Origin of the sequence: Engelhardtia mirabilis, from assembly GCF_007748095.1 — a bacterium.
GTDB lineage: Bacteria > Planctomycetota > UBA1135 > UBA1135.
This window is the reverse complement of record NZ_CP036287.1, coordinates 6,510,340-6,524,771: the sequence shown is the minus strand read 5'-3', so window position 1 is coordinate 6,524,771 and position 14,432 is coordinate 6,510,340. Positions and strand designations below refer to the sequence as shown.

Here is a 14,432-nt window from a genome sequence, read left to right as displayed (position 1 = left end):
TCGGGATGCTGAGGACTCGTCGGAAGGGTCCTCCTGGCACGGGGTCGAACGCTCGCCGTGCCGCTCCAGGATGGCCGGTCCTACAGAGCGCGCTTCACCGCAGACCCCTTCTTCGCATCGGACGGCTCGGGCGTCCCCATGGCCGACGACGACGGACGCTCCAGGTTCGTGAGCCCGGCGTAGCGCGGGGGCGACGTGTTCGAGCTGGGCCTCGACGCCTTCTGACTCTCGAGACCCGCTCCCCAGGGCTCCCCGCTAACCTGGTCCGATGGCCGGCTACTCCGGGACCCCCTTGGCGAAGAAGCTCGGCATCAAGCCGGGGCACCGCGTGGCGCTGATCGATGCGCCGGAGGGCTTCGGCGGGGAGTTGGAGCCGCTGCCCGAGGGTGTGGTCCTGCGCCGGGATCTGCGTGGAGCGCGGGACGTGCTCGTGTCCTTCGCGCCCGACCGGCGTCGACTCGAGCGGCGCCTGCCGGCCCTGCGGCGCGCCCTGGACGAGGCCGGCGGGCTGTGGGTCGCCTGGCCCAAGAAGTCCTCGGGGGTCGTCACCGACCTCGACTTCGACGCGGTGCAGAGCCGCGGCCTGGCCCTGGGCCTGGTCGACAACAAGGTCTGCGCGATCGACGAGACCTGGTCCGCCCTGCGCTTCGTGGTGCGGGTCGCGGACCGCGGGAAGTGAGCCGGTCGGTCGGGCTCAGCTCCAGTCGAACTGCAGGTCCTCGCCGCCGGCGAGGGAGCGCACGTACTGCTCCATGCCCTTGCGCGCGGCGCCGAACACGCGGGTCATGACGCGGAAGAAGGGCACCTGCCAGGTGCCGCGGTCGACGATGGTGTGGTTCTCGAGGCTGACCAGCGAGCCCTCGCCGTCGGGCAGGATCGAGAAGGTCCACTGCGCCGACATGGAGACGGTGGTGTCGCCCAGGGAGCGCACCAGCCGGCGCGGCGGGTCGGCCTCGAGGGTGCGGACCTGGACCTTGCTGTGTCCGATGTCTTCGAGCCAGGCGGGCCCGGCGTGCTCGGTCGGTTGGACTTCGACGCCACGGGCCATGGCGCAGGACACCGGGTAGTGCTCGCCGTCGAGGAGTCGTTGCCAGAGCACGTCGGGCGGGACGGCGAGTCGCACCGTGCCGACCATGTCGGTCGCCGCCGGGAGCATCAAACCGACGATGACGACGAGCACGGGTAAGCCGACGATGATCGCGAGGCCGATTTCCATGGATCGAGGGTCCGTCAGGAACAGGGTGCGGTCAAGCCCCGACGGCGTGACCCCGCGCGCGATTGGGGAGCCCGGTAGTAGGCGTTCGTACGGTGCCAGGCACAAAACCGCCGCCCAACGGTCTTGTGCCTGGCACCATACGAACGCCTACCACCTCACTGCCCCGGCATCCACCCATCGAGGTCGGAGAGCGACTCTCCCACCGACTCCGACAGGGGCCAGCCGCAGGAGCGCAGGAAGGGCGACACGTCGCGACCGACCGCGCGGCTGAAGCGCAGGGCCCATTGGTCGCGCACCGCCTGATCCCGCGCCGCACCCGCGCCGCGTGGCGGGCCGAGCCCGAGCGGATCCGCGCCCGCATCGGCGGCCACGGCGCGGTGCTCGGCGAAGACCGCAGTGAACGGCTCCCAACCGAAGGCCAGTTGCAGCTCCACGAACGGCGCGAGCATCGCAAAGGGGTCGCCGCGCAGCTCATCGAAGCCCGCCTCGCCCTGGGCTACCGCCGCCCGGTGGGCGCGCAGCGCCGGCAGCAACCCGCCGCCGCGCTCGTTGTCGCCCACACCGATCCCGGCCATGCGCTCCATGGCGTGCAGGCTGAACAGGTTGCAGGTCACCTCGCCCATGTTGGCGCTGGTCCAGGCGCGGTCCTGGGCGTTGTGCCCGAGCTCGTGGAACAGGCCCCAATCGCCCTCGCGGCGCAGGCGCGAGGTGTCGAGGGCGTCGCGCGCGCTGACCAGGTGGGCCATGATCGGGTAGCCCGAGTGCATCCAGCCGGCGGAGATCTGTCGATCGAAGACGAAGCGCTCCGGGCGGTCGGCGAGCGGCGCACCGAGCAGCGCCACGTGGGCCTCCCAAGTCGCGTCCCAGTACGCGATCGCACCGGCTGGATCGGCGCAGGCCCGCGCGGCGTCGGCGGGCACGGTCAGGATCACGTGTCGCCCGGCCAGTTCGACCCAGGGCGCGGTGGCCGCGGGCGGCAGGGCCTCGAGTTGCGCGCGAAAGGCCGCCAGCTCGGCGTCGTCCGCCCCCGCGCGCAGGAGCGGCGCGGCCACGGCGCCGCTGACTTCGAGGCGCAGGTCGTCGCCCAAGGCCTGATCGAGCTCCAGATACAGCAGTCCGCCAAAGGCTGTCGCGAGCTCGACTTGCCCGTCGATCAGGGGCACCGCGCGCGAGATCCGCGGCCAGCGCTCCCAACGGGGCTTGTGCCACAACTCGTCCGAGTGGGCGCCCACGCGCACTGCCGTCCGCGCCGGCACCTGCCCACCCGCGACCTCGACGCGCACCACCGACCCCGCCGGCGACCACAGGCCCAAGCTGCGCCGACCGCGCGGGCCCGCGGGCACGGTCACCGATCGATCCACCAGCTCGAGGCCCGACGGGAGCAACCCGGGGAAGGCCTCGATGCCCGGCGCGGCGGGGACGTCGTCCGGTGCCGCGCGCTCCCAACGTCGCGTCCAGATCGACACGCTCAGAGAATCGCGCGGATCGGGCGACAGGGGCGTCGCGCGGCCCGCGCGCCACAGGTCCAGGCGCTCCGCGGCCAGGGCGGCGATGGGCGCGCCGATCCGCGGCTCGTCCTCGGGCACCGCGAGGGCCGCGTCGAGTAGCACGCCGCGGGCGGCCGCCCCGTCCCGGTCCGCCAGCTTGCCCGCGGTCAAGCGCTCGAGGGTCCGCCCGGCGTGGGCCAGGTCGCCCTCGGCCGCCGACCGCGCAGGCGCGACTCGGAAGGCGCCGTCCCCGTCGCCGCCGCTGGAGCCGCCGGTCGCGGCCAGGCCGAAGGGCTGCAAGAGGAGGTTGAGGGGCAGGTCGGTGGCGATGTCGCGTCCCGGGTTGAGCTGCTGCCAGCCCCAACCGGTGGCCGCACACAACAGGCCGCCGCCGCCCGCCATGCTCGCGGCGAGGTCGGCACGCTCCTGCGCGCTCGGGTGCGAGTGTCCGAGCACCACCAGCGCCGGCTTCGCGCCGGGCGCATCGCGCAGGCTGACCTCGAAGCCGAGTTTCGCCAGGACCGGCGCGAGGGGCGCGGCGTCGACCAACTCGACCCGGCGCCGCGCGCTGCGCGGCAGGCCCTGGCCCGCCCACTCCAAGCTGCGCCGCAGGAGCTCGCGCCCGTCCTCGCGCTCGGCGCTGCCCAGGCCCAGGTAGCCCCCGTGCCCGAACAGCACCAAGTGCCCCTTGCGACCGACCGTCGCCCCCGCCATCACCGCCCGCGGCGCACCATCGCGCTCGGGCGCGAGCACCGCGAAGGCCCCCTCGCCGAACACCGTGAGCCGCCCGGGAACGCCGGGCGCGGGAGCTGTCTCGAGCTCGCCCAGCAGCGCGTCACGGTCGCGGTCGTGGGCGCGGTTCTGCGAGCCAGCGACCGACGGAACGGCGGCGACGAAGGCGAACAGGAGGGCCAGGGCCAGTCGAATGGAGGACGTCATCCCCAGCAACCCTAGCCCGGTTCGGCCACCAAGATCCGCGCCCAGGACCTCGGACCGCTCCGGGTGTCAGGCGGCGCACCCGGGCTCGACCGACCTGCGACAAAGCCATGGGCCCCGCGTCGTCGAGGGCGAGTCCCATCCGGGGACTCGATGGCGGCCGCCTCGGCCGACGACCGACACCCGATGGACCGCGCCGATGGAGCGAGCCTGGACCCGGCGCCGCTCGCCGCTCACTCGATGGTCAGGATCCCGATGTCGCGCATGCCGCCGGCGTCCTCGAGGGTCAGGGCGCGGCGCTCGAGCTGCTCGGTGGGCCGGCCGAAGTTGCGGAAGACGGTGGCGTGGACGCGGGTGCGCAGCTCGGTCTTGTTGCGGTCGCTGGCGAAGTAGTTGACGCCGATGCCGTAGTCGCCGGGGCCGGCCTGCGGCAGGACGTACATCTCCGGGCCCAGGCCCTGGGTGACGTCGGTGGAGATGCGGCCGCCCTGGGCCGTGGTCTTGTGGCCGTAGTAGCAGCGCTCGCCGCCAGGCTCGAGCACGTGCAGGTCGACGTCGGTGCGGTCGGTGCTCCACTGCACGAAGACCACGATGTCGGCTTCCGCAAAGCCGGCCTCGGCGGCGATCTGGCCGGCCAGGCCGCGCAGTCGCTCGGCCGCGGCGTTCGGCAGATCCGAGGCGTTCTCGCGCAGCCAGTGCAGGCAGGTCACGGACGCGATCTGGCGGAAGTCGCCGAAGCGCCCGCTCCACTGGCCGCCCAGGGCGACCTCGAACCAGATCCAGGCCAGTTGCAAGTTGCCGGCCTCGGCGGCGGCCTCGGCCAGGGCCAGGTAGGTCGAGGGCTCGAAGGGGCGCGCCTCGGCGGCGCGCAGCAGTTGGTGGTAGGCGTGGCCGGGGTAGCCCAGGGCCAGGGCGTCGAAGCCGAGCTCGCGCGCGGCCGCCGGCTCGCCCGCGTGGGTCTCGGCCACGGTCGAGAGGGCGCGCAGGCGATCGGCCTTGGAGAGCCGTCCCGCGTCGGCCTGCGCGGCCGTGGCCTCGCGCACCTCGGACTCGAGCACCTCTTCGGCGCCCACGGCGGCGCGGATCGCCTCGGCGACGTCCTCCGCGCGGCGGGTGGTCTCCAGGGGCTCGGGCGCGATGGTGAGGGTCGCGGGATCGATCGTCGCGAGGGCCGCGACCAACTCGCCCGCGGACTCGAAGTTCACGTCGGGCAGGTTCTGGAGTCGCTCGAGGAAGTTGGCCAGGCGTGCCCGCGGATCGGCGAGGGACGCGCCGGCTTCGCGCCACAGGCGCTCGATCGTCGCGGCCACCGCCAGCTCGGCGACGGCGTCCCAGGTGTCGCGCTCGCCCAGACCGTAGGCCTCGTACTCCGCTTCGGTCTCCAGCATCAGCAGCGAGCAGGAGGAGCCCGGCACGCGGAAGTGCAGGGCGAAGTCCTCGGCCTCGGTGCGCGAGGCCGGCTCGAGCTCCTCGAGCTGGGCCACCGCGATCTGCCCGAAGGCGCGCTCGGCCAGGCTCCCGGTCATCTGCTGGGTGAGCGGCGTGCGCCAGGTCAGCACCTGACCGTCGCGTTCGAGGTCGAGCTCCAAGACCGCACCCGCACTCGGCGCACCGCTACCGACGACCGTCAGGGCCTGGCCGGGGAACAGGAAGCGCGGCCGTCCGGCGATCAACAGGTCGCTGGCGCCGTCCACGCGCGCTTCCACGAGGCGCCACGGACGCGAGCTGTGAGCGGTCGCCGCCGCGGCCACCGCGCTGTCGCCCGCGACGTTGAACACCGCGCCGCCCGACGCCCGGACCAGGCGCTCGAGCAGGGCCACGTCGCCGCCGGCCTGGCCCGTGCGGTAGGCGAACAGGGACGTTCGTGGAGCTCGATCCAGGGCGGCCGTGATGCGCGCCGGGTCGGCCTCGCCCCAGGTGCTGGCGCCGTCGCCGAGCAGGAACAGGTCCCAGTCGACGGGGCCGTTCCACCAGGCGGGCGCGACGGCCTCGCTCAGGGCCCCGGCCAGGTCCGTGGCACCGGCCAGCCACTGGGCCCGCGCGGCCTCGAGGGCGGTGCGGCGGCCGGCGGCGTCGTTGGTCACGAAACCGCGGGTCAGCCAGGTCTGTCCGGCGTCGAAGGCCAAGAGCGCGAACTCCCGCGGCGCGGCTTCGCCGCCGAGCAGCGCTTCGAGCAGTGCCATCCACGTGGTGTAGCCCGCGGCCGCCGAGCGCGAGGTGTCGAGCAGGATCACCGCGCGCTGCGCGGATTCGGCTGGCGCGGTCTCCAGGGCCGGCTGCACGGTGGTGGCGAACAGGCCGCGGCCGGCGACTCCGGGCGTGACCAAGAGGGGCGTGGCCAGGTCGGAGACCAGGATCGCGAGGCCATCGATGGTCGCGCCGTCGAGCTGCACGTGTTCGTGCACGCCCCCGGCGGCGCCGAAGCTTTGGTGCAGATCACCCGCGAGGAGCTCGGCCCGGGCGCCGGCGGGCAGATCGATGTGGACGTCGACCGGATGGGTCGGCGCCGAGGTCAAGCCGAGGGCCAGCTGAAACTCCGCGGCTTGCACGCGCGACAGGTCCAGCTCGTAGCCGAGCACGACCCGGTGCAGCTCGCCCGGCACGAGGGGGAACAGTTTCGCGCGGAAGACGCCCGCGCCGGCCCACTCGAGCAGGGCCGGGTCCACCTGGCGCGCGACGGTCTCCTCGTAGGCCTTTGCCCCGCGGTCGCGGGTGACCATGCGCGCCTCCTTGACCCCGGCCCAGAAGGGCGCACGGGCGCGGGCGATGTCGGCGGGCGAGGAGCCGGACTGGGCGCGCTCGTCCGCGTCGCGCCGCGGCGTCCACGTGTCGTCGGGGGTCTGCGGGCTCCAGGTCTCCGCACCGAAGGCCAGGTAGTAGGGCGACGCGCCGTCAGGCAGGCGCAGTTGGAAGCTGCCCTCGAGCTGGCGATCGCGGTCGTTGCGGTAGACCAGGTCGACCACGACGCGGGCGCGGAAGCCCTCGATCCAGACCTCGGTCGACGCGCCTTCGAGGGGCAGGGAGTCGTCCTCGCCCACGAGCAGGCGCGAGGTGTTGGGCTTGGCGGTCGCTCGCTGCCAGAGGCGGGCGAGGGCCTGCTTGGCCCGCTCCCCGTCGGTTTCCTCGCCCAACTCCGTGACCCAACCGTCGTCGGAGTTGCCGCCGACGTAGCCGAGGGCTCGCAGGGCCTCGGTCTCCACCGGCGGAGAAGCGGACGCGGGCGGCGAGGGCCTCGTCCCACCGCTCAGCTCGGCGATCACAGCGCCGGCGCGGCCGCCGTAGCTCCCCCCGGCGCCCCCGCTCACGGTGATCGAGTTCTCGAAGGCCCCCTCGCTGTCCAACACCTCGTCCTCCGGCTCCCAGGCGATTGGACCCTCGCGCAGCAGGGTGGCCGCCTCGACCGTGACCGGGGGCACGGGGGCAGGATCGGGCTGCGGCTCGGGGTCGGTGCCCTGCCCGGCGCAGGAGGCGAGCAGCCCCGCCAGGGCCAAGCCCCAGGCGGCGGACTGGCGGATCGACGAGTCGGCGGATCGGCGGCGGGCTGTTCGGAGTCGGATCACGGTTGGTCTGTCTCAGCCATGGAAGGGCCCAGGGGTCGTCGCTCCGCAGTCGCAAGGATCGCGCCGCCCCGACCGAGGAACGCCGCGGGGGTCGAGACTCTTGGCGCCGACTCCCGGCGTGGCGTGGGAGGAACGACCCTGGACGCGTGGGGTTCAAGGGCGGCAGTGCTCGGCGTCCCCGGTGCCCGGTCAGTCCAGCTTCAGGGCCGGCCCCAGCTCCACCCGGTCGAGCCGCACCCGGTCCACCCGCGCGTGGAACTTCACGGTGGCCGCCGCATCGAAGCGCCAGAGCTGACCGGCGCGCAGGCCCTCGGACTGGGCGGTGGCGTCGCCGATCTTGGCGCCGTCGTCGTCCAGCAGCTCGAAGACCAGGCGCAGGTGGCCCTGGTCGGACTGGCCCACGTTGCGCGCCGTGCCCTCGACGGCGAGCACGCGTCCGAAGCGCCGGATGACCCCGTCCACGGTCACCTCGATGCCCTCGGCCGTGACCGGACCGCCGTAGGACACGAGGGGCGAGACACAGGAACCGAGACCTCCGAGCAGCAGCGCTGGAACGAGCAGGCGGATGGAGCGCGACATGGCCGCGAGCGTCGCCCGGCGGCCGCCCATCGCGCAAGGGACTAGCGCGCGATCGGAGCGCCGTTCGCGCTCCAGCGCCGAACTTCGCCCACCGGGCGTCCCCGGTCGTCGAAGGTCACCTCGAGGGCCAGCTGCCCGCCCGGATGCCATTCGCTCCAGATGCCCACGCGGTGGCCGCCTTCGAAGCTGCCACGCGACACGATCGACTCGTCGGGGCGGCGTCGCAGCCACTCACCGCTCGGCTCGTCGTCGGCGTAGTGGCGCTCGAACAGCGGATAGCCGTTCTCCGCGCGACTGAACCAATGACCGCTGCGCGCCCCCCGGGCGTAGTCCGTCTCGTACTGGGGCAGCTCGTTGACGTGCCAGACGATCCACGGATCGTTCGGCTTGCCGTCGAGGTAGCGCCGCACGCTCCAGACCTCGCCGGTGGGGTGGTGCGTGGTGCAGGTCTCGTGCCCCGTCGCGCGGGCTTCGAGGGGCGGGAGCGCCGCCTGTTCCGAGATCAACGAGTAGAGGCTCGCGTCCGAGGGCGGGGTGCCGGCGGTCGAGGCCAGGGTCACGCTGGTGCTCCCGGCGGGCAGCAGCGCCAGCACGCGCACGGCATCGGGGCGCGAACTGCTGGCCTCGCCCAGTTGACGCCAGGCATCCGCGGCCAACTTGGCGGCGGCGGGAGCGTCGAAGCCGGTCAAGTCCAGGTGCACCCACAGGAAGCTGGCGTCCTCCATCGGCCGCGGCAGCTTCGACTTGACGAAGTCAGCGCCCAGGTAGGCCGCCAGGCGCTCGGCGGATCCGGGGGCCAGGCTCTCGAGGCTCGGCCCGTCGTAGCCGTGGAACCAACCTTGCAAGAGCCCGCCCTCCTCGCGGGTCGCCTCGCCGGTGACGTAGGCCGCCGTCTCGAAGCCCGCGTCGCTGGCGCGCTCGGCCAGGGTCGCCGCGGACCCGGGCAGCAGCGGGAAGGGGCCGTCGTCCACCGCGGGCGCGTCGGCGCACATCAGGCGCGCGAGACGGTTCCAATCGCTGTCGCCCGCGTTCAACTCGACGACGGTGCCCGAGGCACCCGGCGCGATCTCGCCGACGTCGAGCGCCGAGCGGGTGCTGACGGTCAGGATCGTGACCGGCGGTCCGGTGGGTTCACCGGCCACGCAGCCGGCGACGACGAGGAGAGCGAAGGCGGCGATGGGTGAGTGGCGGTGCACGGCGGGGGCTGACTGCTTGGTGGGACGTACGGTGGCGGGATCATTCGTCCCACCTGCCGGGGCGAGGAAGCGGCCTGCGGCCGCTCCTCGCCTCGGCAGGTGGGACGAATGATCCCGCCACCGTACGTCCCACGCTACCGGAGGTCGATCAGCCCGCCTGCTGGGCGTAGGCCCCCGGCTCGAAGGCATCGACGGCCACCGAGCGGTCGCGCAGGCTGTTGGCGCGCTCGAGCACGGCCATCTGGCTCGGGCCGATGACGCCGGCCTCGAGGGCGCGCTCGTAGAGGTTGTGCCCGGGCTTCTTGGCCAGGTGCTTCTTCTTGATCGCGTCGCGCACGACCTTCTCGACCGCACGCGCCTCGAGCACGGCCCCGTAGGCCTCCTCGAGTTGGCCCAGGCCCAGCTCGGTCACCGGCGGCACGAAGACGTCCGGCGAGAACTCCTCGCGCAGGGCGCCGCCGTCCGTGATCGCGCGGGCGATCTTGGCGCCCAGGGCGTCCGAGGGCGCGCGGTAGGAACGACCCAGGGGGAACAGCACCAGGCGCAGGCCCCAGGCGATCGGGCGGTAGGGGAAGTTGGCCAGGAAGTCCTCCATGGCCTTCTGGATCTCGAAGAGCGCGTGGTCGCAACCCCAGCGCATGAAGGGCAGCTCTTCCTTGCGGCAGCCGCCGTCGTGGAAGCGCTTGACCGTCGCGGTGCCCAGGTACATCCACGAGAGGGCGTCGGCCAGGCGGCCGGTCAGGCTCTCGCGGAACTTGAGGCTGCCGCCCAGGGTGCCCATGGCCGTGTCGGCCAGGAAGGCGTAGGCCGAGCTCATGCGCTCGAATTGCTGCAGGTAGCGTCCGGCCTCGCCCGACATGGGCGTACCCGCGAAGCGCGCGCCGGTCAGGCCGTGCACCAAGGCGCGGGCGGCGTTCTGGAACACGAAGCCCACGTGGCCGAAGAAGGCCTGCTCCAGGCCGGCGGAGTCGCGGCGCTCGAAGCAGGCCACCTCGTCCTTGGCGAAGGGATGGCAGCGCAGGGCGCCCTGGCCGAAGATGATCATCGAGCGCGTGAGGATGTTCGCGCCCTCGACGGTGATCGCGATCGGCAGGGCCTGGTAGCCGTGGGCGATGATGTTGCGCGGTCCGCGGCAGATGCCCGCGCCGCCGACGATGTCCATGGCGTCGTTGGTCACGACCCGCATGGACTCGGTCAGGTAACACTTGACGATGGCCGAGATGACCGAGGGCTGCTCGCCCGCGTCGATCGAGCCGGCGGTCAGGACGCGCGCGGCGTCCATGGCGTAGGTCAGGCCGCCGATGCGCGCCAGGCGCTCCTCGATGCCCTCGAACTTCGCGATCGGAATGCCGAACTGCTCGCGCACGGTGGCGTAGGCGCCCACCGCGCGGGTGGCCATCTGCGCCGCGCCGACCGACATGGACGGCAGCGAGACGCCCCGGCCGGCGGCCAGGGACTGCATCAGCATCTTCCAGCCCTTACCGGCGTTGGCGGGGCCGCCGATGATCGTGTCGAGCGGGACGAACACGTCCTTGCCGTGCAGCGGGCCATTCATGAACGGCATGCCGAGCGGATCGTGGCGCTGGCCGATCTCGATGCCCGGCGTGTTGCGCGGGATCAACGCGCAGGTGATGCCGAGCTCGGGCTCGTCGCCCAGCAGGCCGTCGGGGTCGCGCAGCTTGAAGGCCAGGCCGACCACCGTGGCGATCGGCGCCATGGTGATGTAGCGCTTCGAGAAGTTCAGTCGGATGCCGATGACTTCCTCGCCGCCCAGCTGGGTGCGGAAGACCACGCCTTCGCTGGTCATCGAAGCCGCGTCGGAGCCGGCGTTGGGCTCGGTCAGCGCGAAGCAGGGGATCTCCTCGCCGCTCGCCAGGCGCGGCAGGTAGTGGTCCTTCTGCTCCTGGGTGCCGTAGTGGAGCAGCAGCTCCGCCGGGCCGAGGGAGTTGGGGACCATCACCGTCACGGCGGCGGTCACGCTGCGCGAGCTGATCTTGGTCACCACCGCGGAGTGCGCGATGGCGCTGAAGCCCAGGCCCCCGTACTGCTCGGGGATGATCATCCCGAAGAAGCCGTTGGCCTTGATGAACTGCCAGACCTCCGGCGAGAGGTCGCCCGACGAGACGATCTTGTTGTCGTCGAGCATCTCGCACAGGCGCTCGACGGGTCCGTCGACGAAGGCGCGTTCCTTCGGCGTCAAGGGCTGGTTCTTGAAGTCGAGCAGTTGCTTCCAGTCGGGCTGGCCGCTGAACAGCTCGCCGTCCCACCAGACGGTGCCGGCCTCCAGGGCCTCCTTCTCGGTCTTGCTCATGCGCGGCAGGATCGGGCCGAGGGCCTTCATCAGCGCGCCGGCGAAGACCGCCCGCCGCAGGGTCGGCACGCCGGTGACCAAGGCCAGGAGCGCGAAGGGCACGGCTACGACCCAGAACAGCGTCGAAGCGAAGCTCGTGCTCGCGCCCCAGAAGAGCAGGACGGCACCGATGGGCGCCGCCCATCCGAGCCAGGTCTGCCCGACGAAGAGCAGGGCGACGGCGGCGAAGAGGGCCAGGAGCAGGATCAGCAGGACCATGGCAGTCGTGACGGATCGAAGTGGAGATCGGGGCGCGGGAGCGCCTCCGGAGCGGCGGAATGCCCGGGTGGTTGTATAGGCCACCAACGGCGGTCCTGGTTGTAAATCGACCGCCAGGCCTCGGTTCGTGAGGAATCAGGGCGCCGCGGCTGCCCATTCGGCGCCCCAGCCCGTGCCTGGGATCACGGGCGTCCAGGGTGGGTCAGGCGCCGAGCAGTGCGCTCAGCTCTGGGTAGGCGGAGGCCGTCAGGTGGCCGCCAGGGTCCAGCCAGCCCGCGAGGCGTCCGTCTCGGGCCGCGTCCGCCAGCAACCGCGCCAGGGCCGTCTTGGAGTGGGGCCACGCTCTCAGGTGGGGTCGCGCCAGCTCTTCCAGGGCGGCGATGGCGGGGGCCGCCTGGTCCGGGGTCCCGCCGACCAGCTCCAGCTCGAGCTCGGCGTGCCCGACCTCACGCTCGCCAGCGCGGAAGCGGACCTCGTCGATCGCGAGCTCGGCGAGTCGAGACCCATCCGGCCCCAGGAGCATCGACCGCCGCCGCAGGTTGCGTCGCCGCTGGACCTCGATGAACCCGAGCTGCGCGAGGGCCGCCCGGGGCTCCGACCCGAGCTCGCCGATGGCGTCGAGCGCCGGCGTCGGGGGACCTCCGAGACCCTCCAGGAAGGCCAGGGCCGCGATCAACGCCGGCTTGGAGAAGGGCCGCTCCAACTCGGCGCGGGTCGTCGCGCCGTCGGCCGTCAGCCGGGTCGGCCCCTTGATCGTCAGGAGTGCGGGCGCTCCGCCCTCGATCCGCAGGCGCAGGGTCAGCCCCAGTGCGCCCAGGGCCCCGTCCGGCCGGTCCAGGATCGTGTCGTCGATGTCGACAGGTGGCAGCGGCTCCAGGTGCAGGGCGCCAAGGCGCGTGGCAGAGGCCACGGCGTCCAGGGTCGATCGGGTATCGGGAGGCAGAACCACCCAGCAGTACTCGGTCTCGATGGGAGGGGGATTCACGGGGCCCACGGTGGGTGGGAGTATTTAGCAGATAAGAAGATCCCGAATAGTTTGAATCGGGGCTAGGCTCGGGGCGTTCGAGGTCGTGGGGACCGCGACAGGACGCCGGAGGGTAGACGAGTTCGCCCAACGGCAATCGAAGCGAGGAGTCGTCGCTGCGTCCCCCGATCTCATCGAACGACCCTTCCCCCGCCCGCCAGGAGCCTCGCAGCGGCCCCCGGGGAAACCCATCTCGAGACAGACACGGCCATGATCCCCTCGATCGCACTGTTCCTGCCCGCAGTCCTGCCCGTCGACCCGCTCCAGGCAGACGGTTCGCTGGTCGCCTACTCCAAGCGCGTCGGCGACCAACTCACCGCCTACGTCGAGGTCCAAGGACCCGCGGGCGCGCCCTACGTGCTCCTGGCCCAGCCGACGGGCCAGGCTTTCGACTACTCGACCGGCTTCCAGTTCGCCGACGGCTACCTCGGTGGCGCCGGCACTGCGAGCGTGGCGGTCGGCGTCCCCAACGCCGCCGGCCTCCCCGCCGGCACCTGCTTCCAGGTCGCAGCGGTGTACCTGGACGAAGGTCAGTTCTGGCAGACAGATGCTGCCCTGCTCCCGATCGGCGGAGCGCAGAACGCCCTGGCCCTCGACTTCGACTTCGCGCCGGGATTCCAGGAGCCGGTCCCCGGACAGGAGATCACCGATGAGTACGTGGACATCGGCCTGCGGATCTCCGCGCTCAACAAGGGCGGCGGACCGAACCGCGCGCTCATCTTCGATTCCGCCAACCCGACCGGGGGCGACACCGACCTGCTGACACCGGGTCCTGGACTCGGCAACGACGTCGCCTACGGTCAGCTTCTGATCGTGGCCGAGAACGACGTCGACGCCGACAACGACGGGTTGGTCGACGACCCTGACGATGAGCAGGGCGGCGGCATCCTGCGCTTCACCTACGATCCGCCGGCCGACGTGTTCTGGCTGACCGTCGTCGACATCGACGACACGCAGTTCAGCGAGATCCGCTTCACTCGCGAGGGGGTACCGGGGGTGACCACGGTGCCGCTGGTCGACGTCGGCGACAACGGGGTCCAGACCGTGTTCGTCCAGTTCAAGGACGTCACCAACATCGCCCTCGACTTCGGAGGCTCCGGGGGCATCGCCGAGATCGGCATGATTCCCTGCCCGATCACGGCCGACTTCAACGAGTCGACCATGGGACGTCCGCTCGACATGCCCGCCGGCACCGAGATGACGGACCAGTACTACGACGAACTGGGCCTGCGCATCTCCGCCGAGAATGGCAGCCCCTTCGGACCCGACAAGGCGATCATCTTCGACTCGGGCAATCCGACCGGCGGCGACTTCGACCTGATGACGCCCGGCCCGGGCATCGGCAACGACGAGTTCCTCGGCAACCTGCTGATCATCGCCGAGGACGACGTGGACGCCGACAACGACGGCCTCGTCGACGATCCCGACGACGCCCAGGAAGGCGGCAAGATCGAGTTCCGCTGGGACCAGGACGTGAGCGTGCTGAGCTTCCAGGTGATCGACGTGGACAGCGAGGAGTTCGACTTCCTCTACCTGTACGACGAGTTCGACAACCTGCTCCTGGTTCGCGACCTCGGGCCGATTGGCGACAATTCGGTGCAGATGTTCGGATTCGACAACGGCGGGTTCGGGGGCGTGCGCCGTGCGGTGCTCGAGTTCGCGGGGTCCGGTGGCGTCGACAACTTCCGCTGGTGTCTGGACGACGAGGGCGGCGAGCCGGCCCTCTGAGTCTTCGGAGTCGACGCAGACTCCTAGGAGGGTCCAGGCCGGACCCTTGGCGACCCGCGGGCTGGCGCTCGCGGGTCGCGCGCGTTCGGGCGGACGGGGGCCCCGGCGCCAGGGCCTCGGATTCAGGACAAGTGACC

At 72.1% G+C, this 14,432-nt stretch carries 9 protein-coding genes; 2 read left to right on the top strand and 7 right to left on the bottom strand.

What is annotated here, in order from left to right:
* Nucleotides 1–268: 268 nt before the first annotated feature.
* On the top strand, nt 269–679 hold the full coding sequence (locus Pla133_RS24035; RefSeq protein WP_145070101.1) for a DUF3052 domain-containing protein: 411 nt from the start codon (nt 269–271) through the stop codon (nt 677–679).
* A gap of 15 nt (nt 680–694) precedes the next feature.
* Here the strand turns inward: Pla133_RS24035 and Pla133_RS24030 are convergent, their stop codons facing one another.
* The 7 genes from Pla133_RS24030 to Pla133_RS24000 form a co-directional block, all read right to left on the bottom strand.
* On the bottom strand, nt 695–1,216 hold the full coding sequence (locus tag Pla133_RS24030) for an SRPBCC family protein (protein ID WP_145070099.1): 522 nt from the start codon (nt 1,214–1,216) through the stop codon (nt 695–697).
* A 155-nt stretch (nt 1,217–1,371) separates the two neighbouring features.
* Nucleotides 1,372–3,642 carry a M60 family metallopeptidase gene (locus tag Pla133_RS24025; RefSeq protein WP_145070097.1) on the bottom strand — a complete coding sequence of 757 codons (2,271 nt, stop codon included), beginning with the start codon at nt 3,640–3,642 and terminating at the stop codon, nt 1,372–1,374.
* Nucleotides 3,643–3,872: 230 nt separating this feature from the next.
* Entirely contained in the window at nt 3,873–7,199 is a 3,327-nt protein-coding gene (locus Pla133_RS24020) for a hypothetical protein (RefSeq protein ID WP_145070095.1), read from the bottom strand.
* A 189-nt stretch (nt 7,200–7,388) separates the two neighbouring features.
* Complete coding sequence (locus Pla133_RS24015; protein WP_145070093.1) at nt 7,389–7,778, bottom strand: FxLYD domain-containing protein; 390 nt, start codon at nt 7,776–7,778, stop codon at nt 7,389–7,391.
* A 41-nt stretch (nt 7,779–7,819) separates the two neighbouring features.
* A complete protein-coding gene (locus Pla133_RS24010) occupies nt 7,820–8,974 on the bottom strand; it encodes a hypothetical protein (protein ID WP_145070091.1) in 1,155 nt (384 codons plus the stop codon).
* 148 nt (nt 8,975–9,122) lie between these two features.
* Nucleotides 9,123–11,543, bottom strand: a complete 2,421-nt coding sequence (locus Pla133_RS24005; RefSeq protein WP_145070089.1) for an acyl-CoA dehydrogenase — start codon at nt 11,541–11,543, stop codon at nt 9,123–9,125.
* A 202-nt stretch (nt 11,544–11,745) separates the two neighbouring features.
* Entirely contained in the window at nt 11,746–12,528 is a 783-nt protein-coding gene (locus Pla133_RS24000; RefSeq protein WP_419191908.1) for a CYTH domain-containing protein, read from the bottom strand.
* A 249-nt stretch (nt 12,529–12,777) separates the two neighbouring features.
* Between Pla133_RS24000 and Pla133_RS23995 the strand changes: the two genes are divergently transcribed.
* A complete protein-coding gene (locus Pla133_RS23995) occupies nt 12,778–14,295 on the top strand; it encodes a hypothetical protein (protein ID WP_145070084.1) in 1,518 nt (505 codons plus the stop codon).
* Nucleotides 14,296–14,432: the final 137 nt, after the last annotated feature.

What these genes read in the sequence shown, in the direction of transcription:
- Pla133_RS24030 (WP_145070099.1), bottom strand. Translation starts at nt 1,216, where the DNA reads ATGGAAATCGGCCTCGCGATCATCGTCGGCTTACCCGTGCTCGTCGTC.
- Pla133_RS24015 (WP_145070093.1), bottom strand. Translation starts at nt 7,778, where the DNA reads ATGTCGCGCTCCATCCGCCTGCTCGTTCCAGCGCTGCTGCTCGGAGGT.
- Pla133_RS24025 (WP_145070097.1), bottom strand. Translation starts at nt 3,642, where the DNA reads ATGACGTCCTCCATTCGACTGGCCCTGGCCCTCCTGTTCGCCTTCGTC.
- Pla133_RS24035 (WP_145070101.1), top strand. Translation starts at nt 269, where the DNA reads ATGGCCGGCTACTCCGGGACCCCCTTGGCGAAGAAGCTCGGCATCAAG.
- Pla133_RS23995 (WP_145070084.1), top strand. Translation starts at nt 12,778, where the DNA reads ATGATCCCCTCGATCGCACTGTTCCTGCCCGCAGTCCTGCCCGTCGAC.
- Pla133_RS24005 (WP_145070089.1), bottom strand. Translation starts at nt 11,543, where the DNA reads ATGGTCCTGCTGATCCTGCTCCTGGCCCTCTTCGCCGCCGTCGCCCTG.